Below are 16,921 nucleotides of genomic sequence, written 5' to 3' on the forward strand. Positions count from 1 at the left end.
TCAGTTATCTCTTTTATCCTGATATCAGAAAGCTCACCATTATTTTAATTCCACTAATATCTGTTAATAAATTATATGTTATTCCTTTTACTGTTTCTAGGTAAGGCATGCTACTAGAGATGAATCTTTCCTATTCGTAAATAATATTGCAATATTCTCTTGCCTAAATATTTGATACCTTTTTAAGTATAGCTATAAATAATTTTTATTGCGACATATATTTTTATTTTAATGAACTAAAACGTATAAATCAATAGTTATTTAGATAGATTGTTCGTATTTTTGAAAAATGACGTTCATAAAATAACTTTTAATAATTAATTCAATGCCATTTAAATAGGTATCGGCATAACTTAAATAATGGACCAATTATAATTTTATAACAAAATAGTAAAAGTAAAGTCATTTATCCATGACTGACAACTAATAGTGTATGCCTGATTGAATTAAAAATAATAATTTATATAAAATAGATATTTTGTTTATATACAACATTCATTCACCTTATATACTTTTCTAATTTTCATCTATCTTGATGGACTTTTTTAGATGTTTTTCTCTATTTACCTTGATTGTTTTCTCAAATTTATTTGTAATAATTAGAACAATGTAAATATATTTACAAAAATTATCACTATGCTATAATAAGAATATAAAAAAAGAGAGATATGCGCTAACATATCCCTCAATTGTAGAACCGTTTAAGACGGTGGCAAGTTTAGTTTTTTGATAAAAAATAACCGTAATCTGGCCAAAGATTAAGACGGTTATTTTTTATCGTCATTTTTAAGCAATTTAACAACCAAACCAATTAAAGCAATGGTAAACATACCAAAACTTAAAATGATCTGAATTGTTTCAAATGCAGACAACAGGCTTCTCCTTTCTTTAGATTTTGGAAGTACGTTCATACGCACCACCTCTCTTCCAATTGGATAGCCACCGTCATAACTTCTCTACAAGTCTATTCTACCATATAAACAGCTAACAAGTGGTTAAATTGGTGAGTTGGATTAGGCTTTATTCTTCTTTTATTATCTTTTCTTTTCTTTCTTGTTTACCATACAGAATTCAAGTTGTGATTTCTTCTGAGACATTCAAAATACAGAGATAAAAAGTTATTATCCATTAACAATATATTCTAGCAAATAATATCGGTTGAACGTAGCTAATATCGTATCTAAAAATGGTAGATAGAGAGGTTAATTGAAGAATCAATTGCTCTCCTTCAGCCATGAAATTGGTCTCATTAACTATAGTTAAAAATAATTAATATTTAAGAATTTTGGAATTAAATTTTTTCAATTTATTGAGATAGTTCTTATTGATTAATTTTCTAGTCCTATTAAAAAACAGATTCAAGTTGCGTAGCGTGTTTTTGGTATGAACTTGTAAACTCTATTGATTCTTATCGCCATAAATTAATTTATTTATAATATTCCAAAAGATCAAATTTTTTCTTGATAGTTATCTGGAAAAATGAGATTGAATCACCGATCAGAAAACCATTTTTTAAAGGGTGATTACCATGGAGATTGTAGGAACTAAGCAGAAAAACCATCCTACTTTATTCCAAAATATATACCAAATATTTTATACAAACATCTTTTGGAGATATCCTTGTTTCATCTGCTTTAGCAATTCGAGCTTATGCTGATGAAGAGCGATACTATCGTCGATTTTTAGCAACATCCAACCAATTTTCTTTTGCTCATCTATTTGCGGGAAGTAAGTTTCAAAATTCAATATATTTGAATAGCTTATGCCAAATACTTTCATACCTGTCCCAACTCTGTAACCATGTTTTCTAAATGAATTAGAATTCATCAAATAATAGAGAAAAACGGAATCCATATCGAAAGGTCTTAGTGCTATCGTGTGAAGTCCTGCTACTAATTTATACCCTACATCTTCAATGATAACCGATGGTGTAGCAATTCCTTTATAGTCCTCTGAGGCATCTGCAACGATAACATCACCTTTTTGAATGAATTCATAGTCGTCATATTTAATAAATGGTAAATTTGATAATTTTGTTACTCTATCAGCAACTTTTGTATGGATGTCTCCATAGTGAACATATTTAATGTCTGTATCTTCAAGAGTTTCAACATCACGAGAAAGCGAATATGATTTAACTCTTTCAACCATATCGCCAAACTTACGCTGTTCCCAAGCACCAGTATAGCCAGCAAATCGTATTTCAGGTTTATCTTCTTCATTCTTTGGAAACATTTTTTGGAGATATCCTTGTTTCATCTGCTTTAGCAATTCGAGCTTATGCTGTTGAAGGGTGATAATATCGTCTAATTGTTTTAAAAAGTTTCCAATTTTTTGTTGTTCTTCTATTTCTGGTATTATGATTGACATATGTGATATCTGCTTACCAGAAACTTCTATAAAGGTAGAACCTGCGCCATTTTTCTCTCCATATTTTTTTAAATCATCTGTCTTTGAGAAGATAAAATAACTATCCAACCTTTCTTTATGTGGCACAATTGACTGAAATCCTTGATTTGTACAACCTTCTTTTAATAGAATTGCCGTTTTGCCAATTCCAGCCCTAGATGTAAATAACACAGAGCCAATTGGTAAAATACGGACAGAACTCTTTTGTAGTCCTGTCTTTGTTATTTTTTTTTACTACCTTCTACAAAAACCTGACTACCGATTTCACCAGGTGAGTACCAATCAATATCACCATCCCAATATTCAGAAATATTTGTGTTTGGAGTTCCTCCTCCAATAATATCAGAAACTTCTCCTAGCCTACATTGTTTCCAAGTATCAATAAATCCCTCAAATCGAATTCTAGGTGTATACTTTTCATTTTTCATTTGAATACCGCCTTTGTGGCTTCAATAATAGCTTCTGTAACAGGCGTTATAGCTAATTCATCAAGAAGCGATAAGAAGTTTGTTTCAGTAGTCTTGATTTCATTATTTAATTTAGTCATTTCTTCACTTAATTCAATTAAATCAATAGGCTCTTCTTCTTCAAACGTGTCCACATAGCGAGGAATATTTAGGTTGTAGTCATTTTCTTTAATTTCATCTAGTATTGCAATATGAGAATACTTATCGATTTCTTTGCGATTCACAACTGTATCAACAATCTTCTCAACATCTTCTGGACGCAATTGATTTTGGTTTTTCAATTTCTCAAAATCTTTACTTGCATCGACAAATAAAATATCTGATTCCATACGATTTTTTCTTAAAATCAAAACAGTAACAGGAATACCTGTATTTAAGAATAATTTTTCTGGAAAACCAATAACCGTTTCGATCTGATGTTTATCAATTAAGGCTTTTCGAATTCTTTCTTCACAGCACCTCGGAATAATACGCCATGGGGTAAAATAATCGCCATACGACCGCGATCTTCCAAGTGATACAAACAATGTAGAAGAAATGCATAGTCTGCTTTTGTTTTAGGAGCAATCCCATACTCCCGCCAACGTGGATCATCTTCACGTTCTTTGTTATTCCAATGTGCTGAATAAGGCGGATTAGCCATCACTGCACTAAACATCCTTGGATTATCCTTACCATCTACCACACCGTCAGGCCAATCGCTCTCAAGTGAGTCTGCATGATTGATATTAATATCATTATACTCAATACCATGCATCATCAAATTCATTCTTACTAAACGATAAGGTGTTGCATCTTTTTCTTGACCAAAATATTTAACCATCCCACGTTTACTCGAATTTTTCATATAGCTTGCTGTGGTGAGTAACAATGAACCCGAACCAATCGTTGGATCATAGATCGAAAAACTTTCATCATCTTCTCTACCTGAAGTTAAGATACGGGCAATAACATGAGAGATTTCTTTTGGCGGGCGTATAGTATTTTCCCATATCAGAGGCCAATACCATGGCAAATTGAGCGAGTAAATACTCATAAATATCTGACACTGTATCTTTTCCGTTTGAAAAATCAAATTCAGGAGAAGAAAGCAATTCAATCATTGAAATCATTACTTTGGCACGTGCTTGAGCATTTACACCTAAGTCAGCACTATCAAAGCGCATGCCATCAAAAATGCCTTCGAAATCACCCTTGGCTTCGAAGGCAATTTGCTGGTTAAAGTGTCCAAATGTATCTGTCATCATCCCAATATTAAAACGATCTTCATCAATTGCTTTTTTCCAATCAACAAAGAAATCATTTGGTTGAATCCCATAACCAAGGTTCTTCTTCATATATTCTAAGGCTCTAGCAGAATCTTGTGCATAAACCTGCTCCCATGTTTCACCACGTAAAACTCCTTCTAACCAGTGAGTGGCCTTTTCTGATAAATATTTATAAAACAAAATTCCAAAAATATAATCTTTGTAAGCCGTTAAACCAATTTGTCCGCGTGTTTGATTAAGCATTGCCCACATTTTTGTTTTTTGTTCATTTGATAATGCCATTTGTTTTTTCCTTCTTTTCTTTAAATTTAGATTAGACGTTTCTTATAATGAATTGAAAAATATCATCAATGCTTCTTCAAATTCCGCTGCACCAAAGAAATCAACATTTTCTTCTTCCTCAATTTCATGTACGATACTCGCTAATTTGGGATTATCATTGAGTGTATGTCCAGGTAAAAATAAATCGAAAGCCTCTACAATTCGATTTCCATTGACATCCTGATCTGCTGCCCAGCGACGGATTTTTAATTCTCTACGTTCAGTTCTGTACTTTTTACGTGTTGCTTGCAGCGTTTCTTTTGTGAAATGTTCTTTAATTTCACCAGCTTCAATATCATCCATGATCTCATTAATTTCTTCACGGCTTTCATTTTCCATCGGTAGAATATGTTTATTGATTTCTTCTTTGTTTTCCATAGTCTTATCATCCATGAAGGCATTTAGAAGTTCCACCAACATATCATAATCGATAATTTGATGGTCATAAAGTTCAATACCGATTTTAACCTCAGTAATATCTGGACGTTCATCTTCAGGTAATCTCTCTCTAGCATCATTTAAACGGGCTTGTAAAGCACCAAATTCTTCGATATTTGAAATATCCAAACATACTCTCTCTCTCCTGTTGGTTCATGATGCTCATCCAGTTCTTCAATTTCACTACCTAGCTCATAGCCTTGTTGGACTAATCTCTGAATTTTATTTTGTGTAGTTAAAGCAAGCGTCACAAATTCTTTTAAGTCTCTCTGACCTTTAGGTGTTTGACTAAAATCATTCCCCGCGAGTTCTTTTAATCTGCTTACAGCTTCTTGCAAGTCATTTATTTGCTGACTTTGTGGTTTCGCTAAAATATCATCATTCTCTAGGTCTTTCGTCTGCTCATTTTCTGAACCCTCTTCTGCTTCTTGAAGCGTATCATTTCCACCTCTTGTATAAATGCGCAAGGCATTTTCAACAAACTCTTTCATTTCATCTCCTTGACGATAGAAACGAACTTTTCCATGTGGTTTACTATTACGATCTAACGTACGATTCGTCCGCGACATCGCTTGAATTAACATTCCTTCACGTAACATTTTATCCATGTAAATCATATTCACGAATTTGGAATCAAATCCCGTCAATAGTTGATCCGAAACAATCACTAAATCTAAACGATCCTCTTCTTTTCCTTGATTATAAGGTTTCTTACGTGCCAATCGCTTTGTTATATCAAGCATATATGCACGAGCTGGATCTTTTGCATTCAAAATGCTTGGAACATTAAATTTTTGTGTATAATCTAAAATTGCTTTTTTTAGGGCTTCGTTTTGTTCCTTTGTTCCATGTTCATTTGACTCATCACGAGAAAAGGTCATAGCGACATTTAAATGTGGCGCCTTTTCTTTAAAGATATTGTAGTAATGAACAACTGCCTGTTTGCCAGATACAGCTAACATTGCTTGAAATGCATTTTCTTCTCGTTTTCCAGCAATCAAGGCTCCACTAGATGTTTTTTTCCAATTGTCAAGGATATCTTGAACTATTTCTTGACGATACACATCACTTTGATAGACTTCTTTTTCATATTCCTTTTCAGAGAAACCGGTTTGTGAATTCTCCACAACCCAATTCGGTTTAAAATAGGTTACGTCAAAACCCAAAACGTTGCCATCTCCGATTGCGTCTTTTATAGTATAGGTGTGCAGGCGTTTGCCGAAAATATCATGCGTTGAAATATCTCGAGTAGTTTGAACATCATTTATTTCATCGCTGTAAAAATTCGGTGTCCCTGTAAATCCAAACCATGTCGTATTCTTGAATGCTGCTTTGATTAAATGAACAGATTCACCATTTGCACTTCGATGTGCTTCGTCCATGATAATCACATTCCAGTCATCATTTTTCAAGCTATTCTTGACAGCTTTTGTCAACCCTTGCACGGAAATCAATAGAATCTGGGAAGCTCCTTTATTTTTCAATTCTTTTTTTAATTCTTTCCCATTCACTTTTTTTATGCGATCTTTAAAATGCATATACGCAAAATCTCTAAAATTTTCGAGTGTCTGATCGATCAGATCCACTCGGTCTACGATAAATAATACATTCTTAATTCTTGGTGCAGATGCAAGTAACTGTGCTACCTTGAACGACGTTACAGTTTTTCCTGAACCTGTCGTGTGCCAAATATAGCCACCTTCTTTTTGAACAAGACCACTTGCCTCCATGTCTTTCATTCGTTGTAGAATTGCTCGCGTTGCTTGTATTTGATAACTACGCATCACCATCAAATTATTGTTTGATGCATCTGGAATCATATTGACTGTCACAAGTCGGTGAAGATTAGGAATTCCTAATACTTGATGTGTAAATTCAAATGCATCTGTAATATCTTTATTGTTGTCATCACGCCAACCAAATACAAATGTTTTATTATAGTGATCAAAGGCATTTGGACGTGCAAAATAATGGGCTGAATGCTGGCTCATAATGAATTGAACTTGAACAAATGAAAACCATCCTTTGTATAACCCATCACCGTGATAGCCTTTTAGTTGTTCAAAAGCGTGCCATTGATTTTGCAAATGTTCGTCTTTTTCTTCAATATGGGCAACTGGAATACCATTTATAAGTAAGGCTACATCAATGATTCGTTTAGTTGTTATCCCTTTGGGTAAGTCACAAAAGTTCACCTGATTAACAACTTCATAACGGGAACGTCCTCCAGCTACATCATCTTCATAAAAAATTTCAACTTCTAAGCTAGAACCATCATCACGGGTAATGGGAATTGATCCTATACCTCCTGAACCAACCAACAATAATTGGGCATTGTAAGGAGTATGGATAAGCCGTAATTCTTCAAGAATCAAGCCAAATTCAATATCTGATAATGGTGTGCCGTTTAATTTATGTGCATTAATTTCATTCAATATATCACGCCAATGTTGTTCCAATTTTTTTATACTGACATTGGAAAAATCTTTACGATATATCCACCCTTCAGCTTCAAGTTTTTTTATTAGCGCTTCTTCAAATTTTGCTTCAGCCAATTAAATACATCCCTTCAGTCATCAGTAGTGTTTTGTTCCAGATAAAAGGATAAACAAATCAACGGTTATCTTCTAGTAACACTATCTTTTTATTCTCATTAATTTTTACAGATATTTCACATTTGAATATTATATTATGAGTCAACCTTTGAATTTAAAAGTCAAATAATTGTGTTTATTTAAATTGTTTTGGACTACTGCAATAAAAAAGTTTCCGTAAATGTTCATAAAATACTTAAAATTGATAATCTTGTAATTACAAAAAAATGGCCAAATAAAAATTAATATACTACAAATATATTAACATAAAATAACACATGTTAATACATAGACTTATTGTTTCCCTACTTATTTAAGTTTTGAAAAAGCAAATCTTAGCTATATTAAAAGGTTTTATAAAGTGAAAATGCCTTAGATGTCTCTATTTCAGTAAAAGAATCCAAAATATTCAAAAACATTTCATCATGCAGTTTTTATTCCTATAACTATAAATAAAGTAACTATTAAATTATTATTATATTATTTATCTAATTTTTCATTTTTTAGTAATGTAGGTTTTCTCTTGATCCTTTAATTTATACAAAATTTGTGTTTGAGTAGATGAAAATATATAGTCATCAACCCATCCGCTTTTATTAATGAGTATTTAAAAGTCAATTTTCGCATATGTAAAAAATTTTTATAATTATTAAAATATAAAAAGAACATTTATTCTATTCTTCCTTTAATAAAGACTAACAAATATTGGTATAGTCAAAGCCAAAACAATCAAAAATATTCTATTCGTTTTTATATTTATTTTGTTACATTTTGTTAATTTATCAGATAAAATTAACCGCCTTATTACTTTACTTCTATCTATGAAAGATATTATTTTTCATTTTCTTTAGCAAATTTATTATTGCTTTTTTGTTAATGAGTGCAAAAGGATAAAAACTGATGATATCCACTATAAACAGGATCAAACCTATCTGGCTCATATTACCTCTACCTTGCTGATAACTTATTTCACAAGCGTATAAACTAACATCACACCATTCTCTTCGTTATTATACTAGTATTTTTTTGTGAAACATAGGGTGTAAGATAAATATTTTAATTCAATTGACTAGTAGTTAATGAAGTGAGTCTTCATTACTCACTTGTAGAATTACCTTAATGGAATAGCTTTTAATTGAACCAACTTAATATGTTTTGTCCGCAATTCATAATTTTTCATCAATATTTCTTTTGTCATAGCAACTTTACTAAATTATAATTATCTAATAAATGTTATTTTTCTTATTTTTTCTAACTATTTTCATCTATAATGATAATTATTTATAATAAAAAGTTTAATTTATTATAATATACTACCGATTACTTAAATAAATCACTTCAACATGAGAAAAATGATGTTAATTTTACATTTGTCTATTGTTCAAAGATTAACGCATGGCCAGTCGATCAACTAAGTACGATAGTACAAAAACACTAGATTACTAGCATTACCTAACTCTAAAAATGAAGCTGATTTTATCTTCAAAACATTTTAAAAAACGTTGAAAGGTATAAAATCTTTCAACGTTTTTCCTTATACTTTTTAACTTTCCAATTGACTTAGACTAATACGTAAATTTTCTCTATTATAAATAGGAGAATTACTGACAAATTACATATTTAAACTCAATCAAATTTTGTATCCCTCGTTGGATTTTGATGAAAAGAAAATGCATCCATTAAATCTTCTTTTGTGTTTCTGTGAATAGAAATATTTTCCAATGTTATTATTTCTGTTATAGAGAAAAAGGCAATCTCTGAAGTTTCTAATCCTGTTTTGGTAATATATGAATTTGCCTTACAATAAAAAAATAATTTGTAAACATACTCTAAACTTTTGGGATAGGGATGTTTTGCTTTATCGATAACTTTAAATAAACTTATTGGTGTTACATCAAGTCCTGATTCTTCTAGAGTCTCTTTTCTAGCAATTTCTGAAGGGGAATATCCCACATCAGCCCATCCCCCTGGCAATGACCAAGTTCCTTCTTTTTTTTTCTTTAACAAGTAGTAATTTATCTTGATCGTTAAAAACTACTGACCTAATATCGACTTTTGGTGTAACATATCCTGTATCTGAATCAAAATACAGTGCTATTTTCTGATCAGAAGTAGCATCAGAATAAGTCTTTGTCAAATCACCTAGTATTCTCTTCAATTCAACAAGTCTCTCAATATCATAGCTATCAGATGAATAATGTAAAGATGTATTTATTAACGCTTTCATTTGCGAGATAGCATCACTTAATTCCATAACAAGTTAACTCCCTTACTTTAGATAGATTATAATTCAAACTCATGAAAAATCATGATTATCTGTTTTGTTTAACATGGGTATCAGTATTTCTTTTTTCTTTAAATGAAATTCATGTAGTTCTTTCTGTAAAATATTCTCCAAAAGTAACTTTCTAGATTTTTCACTTATTGCTAGTCTAAAATTATCAATAAATAGCTGGTGATTCTCAAACAATTAATTATTACATTGATTCTAACAGCTAACTTTTCTACTCCTGTTTTCATTCTTCGCTACAAAATCTGTCTTTTAGAAAAAAAACTTTCAAAAATTAATTTAGTTGTAACTTCCCTCACATAAGCTACTAATTTTAGATCACATATGAAGATTTTTTACTTTTTAATAGGTTTGCGACATTTACAGTTCTGCTTTCCTGCATCATCTCAAATTAAAATATTGTAATCAGATTGTTTCATAATCTCTCGCCATTTATCTCACATATACTTTTTTAAAATTTGATCTGTAAATATAATATATACCGAGTAAACTAGCACCTATCATTATTAGTATGATTAAAATTACAGATGGATGTTTAGCAATATATTGTAAAATTTTATAGAATGAATGACTTAATGGATATCCCTTGCTTTTAACAATAATTTCATTTAAATCATTTATAAGTTGTTCAACCGATGGATTATTTCCAATAGGAACTTTAACATCTCCTGAAACAACGTTACCAAAGGTGAATTTCCCAACTACTATATTCCCAAATGTTGCGTACCCACACAAGAAATTTCCTAATGCCGTTACTCCGATAGCTAAAGTTCCTATTGAAATTCCCCCAAGTGACAAAATCCCCATAGCTATAACTACTATTGAAATTGATCCACCTGCTATAACTCCTATACTTATCAACCCTAAACTAATAATACCTTGTGAGAATATTCCCATTGATATAATACCTTGAGCATGTCTACCAAAAGCAATCACTCCTCTAGCAATTGGCATTTTAGACTTACTATTTGCTTTTTTATTAAATCTGTTTTTTATTACAATATGAATCAAAGGAAACTTGTTTTCTTTATTGGACTTATATTCAAAGTATTCTACACCTTTCGTTGTAAAATAGGTTTTATTCCATTCTTTAGCTAGTTCTGATGATGATCCAATTTTTTCTAGTATAACCTCTATATTGGCTTCCTCTTTTTCTCATCTTCAATTCGCTCTGATATATCATTAATTATTTCATTGCATATTTTATGTGGTAAAGACAAATGATATTCTAGTTCATTTAAATACTCCTGTTTTTTATCTATAGGTTATTAATTCCCTTTCAAAATTTAGTTATGTCATATGAAAAAATTGACCACCTATTTTTCTTTCTCCAATTCTTCTTCATCAGTTTCAGTAATACAATACTATTTTTTGATTTCTCATTATCTGTATTCATAAATTCTGTACTTTCAATCAATGGATCATCTTCGAATCAATGAAGTATTGAATATAAATGGACTTTATTATCGAAAATAAGTTGCGGTTCTCTCTTAAAAATTTCCTAAATATCCTATTTTTATCCCTCTTGTTAAATTATACACAATATACTTTGCAATGTTAAATATTTTTATATAAAATGTAAAAAAACATAGCTAATTTTTCTCACTATGTTTTTTTGTATTTAAGAGTTATTAAATTAAAATGATGTGAAATTGCATAATTTACTTCCCTATTTTTATTCATTGAACTTTTTCTGTTTTGAGATATATTGGATTACCAATTGAAAAGGACTCTAAATTATAAAATTTACATTTTGTAATTCAAAAATATTTAAATCATGATGAATATCTAAATTCATGTAATATAGAATAAAATCAAAGATACTAGAGAATAGATTGCGAATTATGTTAATTTTTAGTATCAATTATATTCGACAATATATTCACAATTAATTAGAGATAAAAAATAAGCTAGAAATGCTGACATATCAACACTTCTAGCTTATTTTTTAACCAACCGACCCTTCCATCTCATACTTAATCAGTCGATTCAGCTCAACTGCGTATTCCATTGGTAATTCCTTTGTAAATGGCTCGACAAAGCCCATTACGATCATTCCTGTTGCTTCTTCCTCTGAAATTCCTCTGCTCATCAAATAATACAACTGGGCTTCTGAAATTTTAGATACTTTCGCTTCATGCTCTAAGGTAATATCGTTATTTAACACTTCATTATAAGGAAATGTATCTGAGGTAGATTCATCGCCAATGATGATTGTATCACATTCAACATGACTTGATGAGCCAGCGCTATTCCGTCCAAAACGCACGGTGCCTCGATAATCAACTGCGCCGCCTTCTTTAGCAATTGATTTTGACACAATGGTACTTGAAGTATTTGGTGCATTATGAATCATCCTAGCACCACTATCTAACACGACACCTTTTTTTGCTACAGCAATGGATAGCATGGTGCCACGTGCTCGTTGGCCATCGAGATAAACACTTGGATATTTCATTGTTGTTTTGGAACCAAAATTACCGTCAACCCATTCCATGGTCGCATTTTCTAACGCTTGTGCTCGTTTTGTCTCAAGACTGTAAACATTGGTTGACCAGTTTTGAATGGTGGTATAACGACAATACCCACCTTTTTTTACATAAACTTCGACCACAGCTGCATGTAAACTATTTGTTGAATAGATTGGTGCAGAACAGCCTTCAACATAATTGATACTAGCACCTTCTTCTACAATGATTAAGGTTCGTTCAAATTGACCTTCATTTTCCGTATTAATTCGGAAATAAGACTGGATAGGAATATCGGTTTGGACTCCTTTTGGTACATAGATGAACGTACCACCAGACCAGGCTGCTGAATTTAATGCTGCTAATTTGTTATCGGTAGGAGGAACTAATTTTCCAAAGTATTCTTTCATTAATTCTGGGTATTCTTTTAATGCTGTGTCTGTATCTGTAAAAATGATTCCCAGTTTTGTGAATTCATCCTTCATATTATGATAAACGACTTCAGATTCATATTGAGCAGAAGCACCGGCAAGATAGGCATGTTCGGCTTCTGGAATTCCTAAAACATCAAAAGTTGTTTTAATTTCTTCTGGAACATCTTCCCAATCCCGAACGGGTTTATCACTTGAACGAATAAAGTAATTGAAATCATCAAAATCTAGTTCTGATAAATCAGGTCCATAATTTGGTGTTGGTAATTTATAAAATGTTTTCAAAGATTTTAAACGAAAATCTAACATCCATTCTGGTTCTTCTTTTATACGAGAAATTTCACGAATCACTTCTTCAGATAGTCCCTTACCTGTTGTATACACTGGCTCTATTTCATCATGAAAACCGTATTGATAATCTTCTGGTAATTCTAACTCGCTCATTCGTTTCACTCTTCTTTCTTATGCGAATGGTTTTCTGTTGCTTGGCCGTTTTCATTCGTTAAAGCCTTTCCTAAAGCTTTCCAAGCTAAAGTTGAACATTTTATACGTGCAGGGAATTTTGCTACTCCTTGCAATGTTGCTGCATCCCCTAATGCATCAATATCTGCTTCTGGTAAATCTGTTCCCTGAACCATTTGAGCAAAAACCACCGCTAAGTGTTCTGCTTCTTCAACAGATTTACCAAGAACGACATCCGTCATCATGCTTGCGCTTGCCGTACTAATGGAACAACCACTTCCTGTGAAGGCAATATCACTGATGGTATTGTTCTCGATTTTCACTTCCAACTGAATAACATCACCACAAGTTGGATTGTTCATTTCAATTTTTTCACTAGAATCTTTTAACGTACCATAATGATGAGGATGACTTGAGTAATCTAAAATGATTTGACGATATAAATTATCTAATTTAGAAAGTGCCATGTTTAAAAAACTCCTTTGTCGCTAAAATTGCCTCAATCAATCGATCGGCATCTTCTTTTGTATTGTAAAAGTAAAAACTTGCTCGTACCATTGCAGATACGTTTAGGTAATTCATTAAGGGTTGAGCACAGTGATGTCCCGCCCTGACAGCAATGCCTTCCATATCTAGTGCTGTTGCTACATCATGTGGATGCAGACCTTCCAAATTAAACGAGATAACATTTGTATGATCTTTCGTATTTTTTGGTCCATAAATCGTTATTCCATCGATTGCTTGTAATTTTGGTAACAAATAATCGACCAGCATTGCTTCATGTTCTTGAATCTCTGAAAGCTTGATTTCGGTTAAGTAATCAATAGCTGCTCCTAAAGCAATAGCGCCTGCAATATTTGGTGTGCCTGCTTCAAATTTCCAAGGCAATTCTTTCCACGTACTTTCATACAGATGTACAAAGTCAATCATCTCGCCACCAAATTCAACAGGTTCCATTTCTTCTAAGAATTCCCGTTTTCCATATAATACACCAATGCCAGTTGGACCACACATCTTATGACCACTAAAAGCCAAGAAATCAATATCCAATTGTTGGACATCAATCGGAAAATGGGGAACTGATTGAGCACCATCAACAACTATGATTGCACCCATGCGATGAGCAAGCGTGGTTAATTCTTTGATTGGATTAATGACACCTAATACGTTTGAACTATGTGTCAGTGAAACAATTTTTGTTTTATTGGTAATGATTTGTTTTGCTTGTTCTATATCTAAAAATTCCTCTTCTGTTAAGTCAATATACTTTAAAACTGCCCCTTTTCTTTTGGCCAATTGTTGCCAGGGAATGATATTTGAATGATGTTCCATATATGAAATAACAATCTCATCGCCTGCTTGAATTCTTTCGCCATAACTTTGAGCAATCCAATTTAAACTTGTCGTAGTTCCTCTTGTAAACAGTATTTCTGCTGTTTCATTGGCATGAATGAATAGGCGAATTTTTTCTCTAGCTGCTTCATATTTAACAGTCGCCCGTTCAGCCAAAGTATGAACGCCTCTGTGGGCATTGGCATTATCCTTTTCATAATAATTCATCATTTTTTTAAGAACAGCTATCGGTTTTTGGGTTGTTGCCGCATTATCAAGGTAAACAAGTGGTTCATCATTTACTTGTTGAAATAAAATTGGGAAATCTTCTTTTATTTTTTGGGCATCTATCATCATTTTGCCAACTTTCTGTCAATAATTACCATCATTTTTTCTTGAACTTCTTTGTTAGAAATAGTAGAAATCATTGGCGTTAAAAATCCATGAACAATCAAGCGTTCTGCTACCTGTTTAGATAATCCACGACTCATAAGATAATATAAATCATCCGCATTTAAACTGCCTACACTTGCAGCATGCCCTGCCGTTACGTCATTTTCATCAATCAGCAAGATTGGATTGGCATCACCTCTCGCTTTATCTGAAAGCATTAATACTCGATTTTCTTGTTGAGCATCTGCTTCTTTGGCTCCCTTCAATAGATGACAAATTCCATTGAATGTCAAAGTGCTTGCATCTAACACAACACCATGCTGCTGAATATGACTGACAGTATGGGCACATCGATTGCTGATCTGTGTATTCATTCCTTGTATTTGTTTTTCAGAACTAATCGCTGTAACTTTCACTTCTGCAGAAGCACCCTTGCCAGCTAATTCAGCATTAAAATTAGAAATGGTATTTCCGTCATTCATTGCACCGATTGTCCAATCAATTTGTGCATCTTGCATTAGGTAACAACAACGATGAATATATGAAGTAATATTTTTTCCTAATTGATCAACAGCAGTATATTTAATTTTTGCGCCTCTTTTTGCAATAACTTCTACAACAATATTGCCAGACACGCTCTTCAACGTATCTTCTGTAGATTGAAAGCGTTCTAAGTAACTCATTTCACTATTTTCTTCGGCAATAATTAAAACATGCTTAAATAAAGGTTGGTCACTATCTGTATCTTGGATAAACAATGTTTCAAGTGTCTCTTTGATGACTACATTTTTGGGGATATAGATAAAAATACCACTGTTCATAAATGCCGTATGTACCGCTGTTAATTTATTTTCATCCGTTTTTACGGCTTTTGTCATATAGTATTCTTTTACCAGGTCTGGAAATTCTAGCAGGGCCGTAAATAGATCTGTGAAAATTACACCCTGTTCAGCTAGTGTTTTTGATAATTGTTCAAATTGATTAAAAGAACTTTTCTGTATAATAGCTGAATGATCGGCGAATTGATTGAAGTCTGCTAGGGATTCTGGTTGTGGTGTGTAATTGTTTATATTTACATTAAATAATGGCCAGCGTTTATAGTTTACACGATCCACCTTAGGCAAATCTAATTCATCGACATTTTTTAATGCGTCAAGTCGCAGTTCACTCATCCAAGTAGGTTCTTCTTTCTCAGCAGAAAAAGCTTTAATGTCTTCAAGATAATCAATCATGTGTATATCTTTCATCTCACTTCTCCTCTTACACTTCTTCTTTATATTCGATACCCAGTTCTCGGCTGATTCCAGCATATCCTTCTGATTCAAGTTGCTTCGCTAGTTCTGCTGTTCCGGTTTTAACCACACGTCCATCCATCATAATATGAACAACATCTGGTGTAATGTAATTTAAGAGACGTTGATAATGTGTAATAATTAACGCGCCAAAATTTTCGCCACGCATTTCATTTACACCTTTTGCAACTACTTTTAAAGCATCAATATCAAGCCCGGAATCAATTTCATCTAAAATGGCAAATGTCGGTTCGAGCATTAATAATTGTAAAATCTCATTTCGTTTTTTTTCACCACCAGAAAAGCCCTCATTAAGATAACGTTCAGCCATTTCCTCCGGCATATTTAATAAAGCCATTTTTTTGTCTAATCTTTTCAGAAAATTCATAACTGAAATTTTATCTTCATCTTTTTCATATTTTGAATTGATAGCAGCTCTTATAAATTCGGCATTGGTGATTCCTGTAATTTCACTTGGATATTGCATAGCTAAAAATAGACCAAGACGTGCCCGTTCATCTACTTTGAGAGCTAAAATATTTTCTCCATCAAATAAAATTTCACCACTCGTTACCTCATAAGCCGGATCTCCCATAATAGCAGCAGATAAGGTAGATTTCCCAGCACCATTTGGTCCCATAATGGCATGAATTTCATTTGTTTTTATTGTTAAATTTAATCCTTTTAATATCTCTTTATTCTCAATGGATACATGTAAATTTTTAACTTCTAAAACAGACATAAAAAATAGCCTCC

9 protein-coding genes and 3 pseudogenes are annotated in these 16,921 nt (G+C 32.4%); all 12 read right to left on the minus strand.

All coding sequences use genetic code 11. The features are described 5' to 3' along the window. Positions 1-767: 767 nt before the first annotated feature. Complete coding sequence (gene pepG1 / locus MPTP_RS09475; RefSeq protein WP_013774385.1) at positions 768-911, minus strand: type I toxin-antitoxin system toxin PepG1; 144 nt, start codon at positions 909-911, stop codon at positions 768-770. 682 nt (positions 912-1,593) lie between these two features. Beyond that, positions 1,594-2,837: pseudogene (locus MPTP_RS10240) on the minus strand (restriction endonuclease subunit S). After that, positions 2,834-4,426, minus strand: a pseudogene (locus MPTP_RS06855) (type I restriction-modification system subunit M). Before MPTP_RS06855 ends, MPTP_RS10240 begins: the two co-directional pseudogenes overlap by 4 nt. A gap of 42 nt (positions 4,427-4,468) precedes the next feature. Continuing rightward, a pseudogene (locus MPTP_RS06860) lies at positions 4,469-7,458 on the minus strand (DEAD/DEAH box helicase family protein). A 1,665-nt stretch (positions 7,459-9,123) separates the two neighbouring features. Further along, a complete protein-coding gene (locus MPTP_RS10410) occupies positions 9,124-9,471 on the minus strand; it encodes an NUDIX domain-containing protein (protein WP_013774393.1) in 348 nt (115 codons plus the stop codon). Next, positions 9,452-9,751: an NUDIX hydrolase N-terminal domain-containing protein gene (locus MPTP_RS10415; protein ID WP_013774394.1), complete on the minus strand. Its 300-nt coding sequence runs from the start codon at positions 9,749-9,751 to the stop codon at positions 9,452-9,454. The genes MPTP_RS10410 and MPTP_RS10415 overlap by 20 nt, the downstream gene beginning before the upstream one ends. A gap of 468 nt (positions 9,752-10,219) precedes the next feature. Continuing rightward, on the minus strand, positions 10,220-10,798 hold the full coding sequence (locus MPTP_RS06870) for a hypothetical protein (protein ID WP_127468717.1): 579 nt from the start codon (positions 10,796-10,798) through the stop codon (positions 10,220-10,222). A 937-nt stretch (positions 10,799-11,735) separates the two neighbouring features. Then, a complete protein-coding gene (sufB, locus tag MPTP_RS06875; protein WP_013774397.1) occupies positions 11,736-13,130 on the minus strand; it encodes a Fe-S cluster assembly protein SufB in 1,395 nt (464 codons plus the stop codon). Between the two features lie 5 nt (positions 13,131-13,135). Continuing rightward, a complete protein-coding gene (gene sufU, locus MPTP_RS06880) occupies positions 13,136-13,615 on the minus strand; it encodes a Fe-S cluster assembly sulfur transfer protein SufU (protein ID WP_013774398.1) in 480 nt (159 codons plus the stop codon). After that, a complete protein-coding gene (locus MPTP_RS06885; RefSeq protein ID WP_041363581.1) occupies positions 13,602-14,834 on the minus strand; it encodes a cysteine desulfurase in 1,233 nt (410 codons plus the stop codon). The genes sufU and MPTP_RS06885 overlap by 14 nt, the downstream gene beginning before the upstream one ends. After that, positions 14,834-16,120, minus strand: coding sequence for a Fe-S cluster assembly protein SufD (gene sufD / locus MPTP_RS06890; protein WP_013774400.1), 1,287 nt, complete (start codon positions 16,118-16,120; stop codon positions 14,834-14,836). The genes MPTP_RS06885 and sufD overlap by 1 nt, the downstream gene beginning before the upstream one ends. A gap of 13 nt (positions 16,121-16,133) precedes the next feature. Beyond that, complete coding sequence (sufC, locus tag MPTP_RS06895; protein ID WP_013774401.1) at positions 16,134-16,907, minus strand: Fe-S cluster assembly ATPase SufC; 774 nt, start codon at positions 16,905-16,907, stop codon at positions 16,134-16,136. Between the last annotated feature and the right edge of the window lie 14 nt (positions 16,908-16,921).

Origin of the sequence: Melissococcus plutonius ATCC 35311, assembly GCF_000270185.1 — a bacterium.
GTDB lineage: Bacteria > Bacillota > Bacilli > Lactobacillales > Enterococcaceae > Melissococcus > Melissococcus plutonius.

Coding starts and splice junctions, on each gene's coding strand:
- pepG1 (WP_013774385.1), bottom strand. CDS start 911: ATGAACGTACTTCCAAAATCTAAAGAAAGGAGAAGCCTGTTGTCTGCA.
- sufC (WP_013774401.1), bottom strand. CDS start 16,907: ATGTCTGTTTTAGAAGTTAAAAATTTACATGTATCCATTGAGAATAAA.
- MPTP_RS10415 (WP_013774394.1), bottom strand. CDS start 9,751: ATGGAATTAAGTGATGCTATCTCGCAAATGAAAGCGTTAATAAATACA.
- sufB (WP_013774397.1), bottom strand. CDS start 13,130: ATGAGCGAGTTAGAATTACCAGAAGATTATCAATACGGTTTTCATGAT.
- sufD (WP_013774400.1), bottom strand. CDS start 16,120: ATGAAAGATATACACATGATTGATTATCTTGAAGACATTAAAGCTTTT.
- MPTP_RS06885 (WP_041363581.1), bottom strand. CDS start 14,834: ATGATAGATGCCCAAAAAATAAAAGAAGATTTCCCAATTTTATTTCAA.
- sufU (WP_013774398.1), bottom strand. CDS start 13,615: ATGGCACTTTCTAAATTAGATAATTTATATCGTCAAATCATTTTAGAT.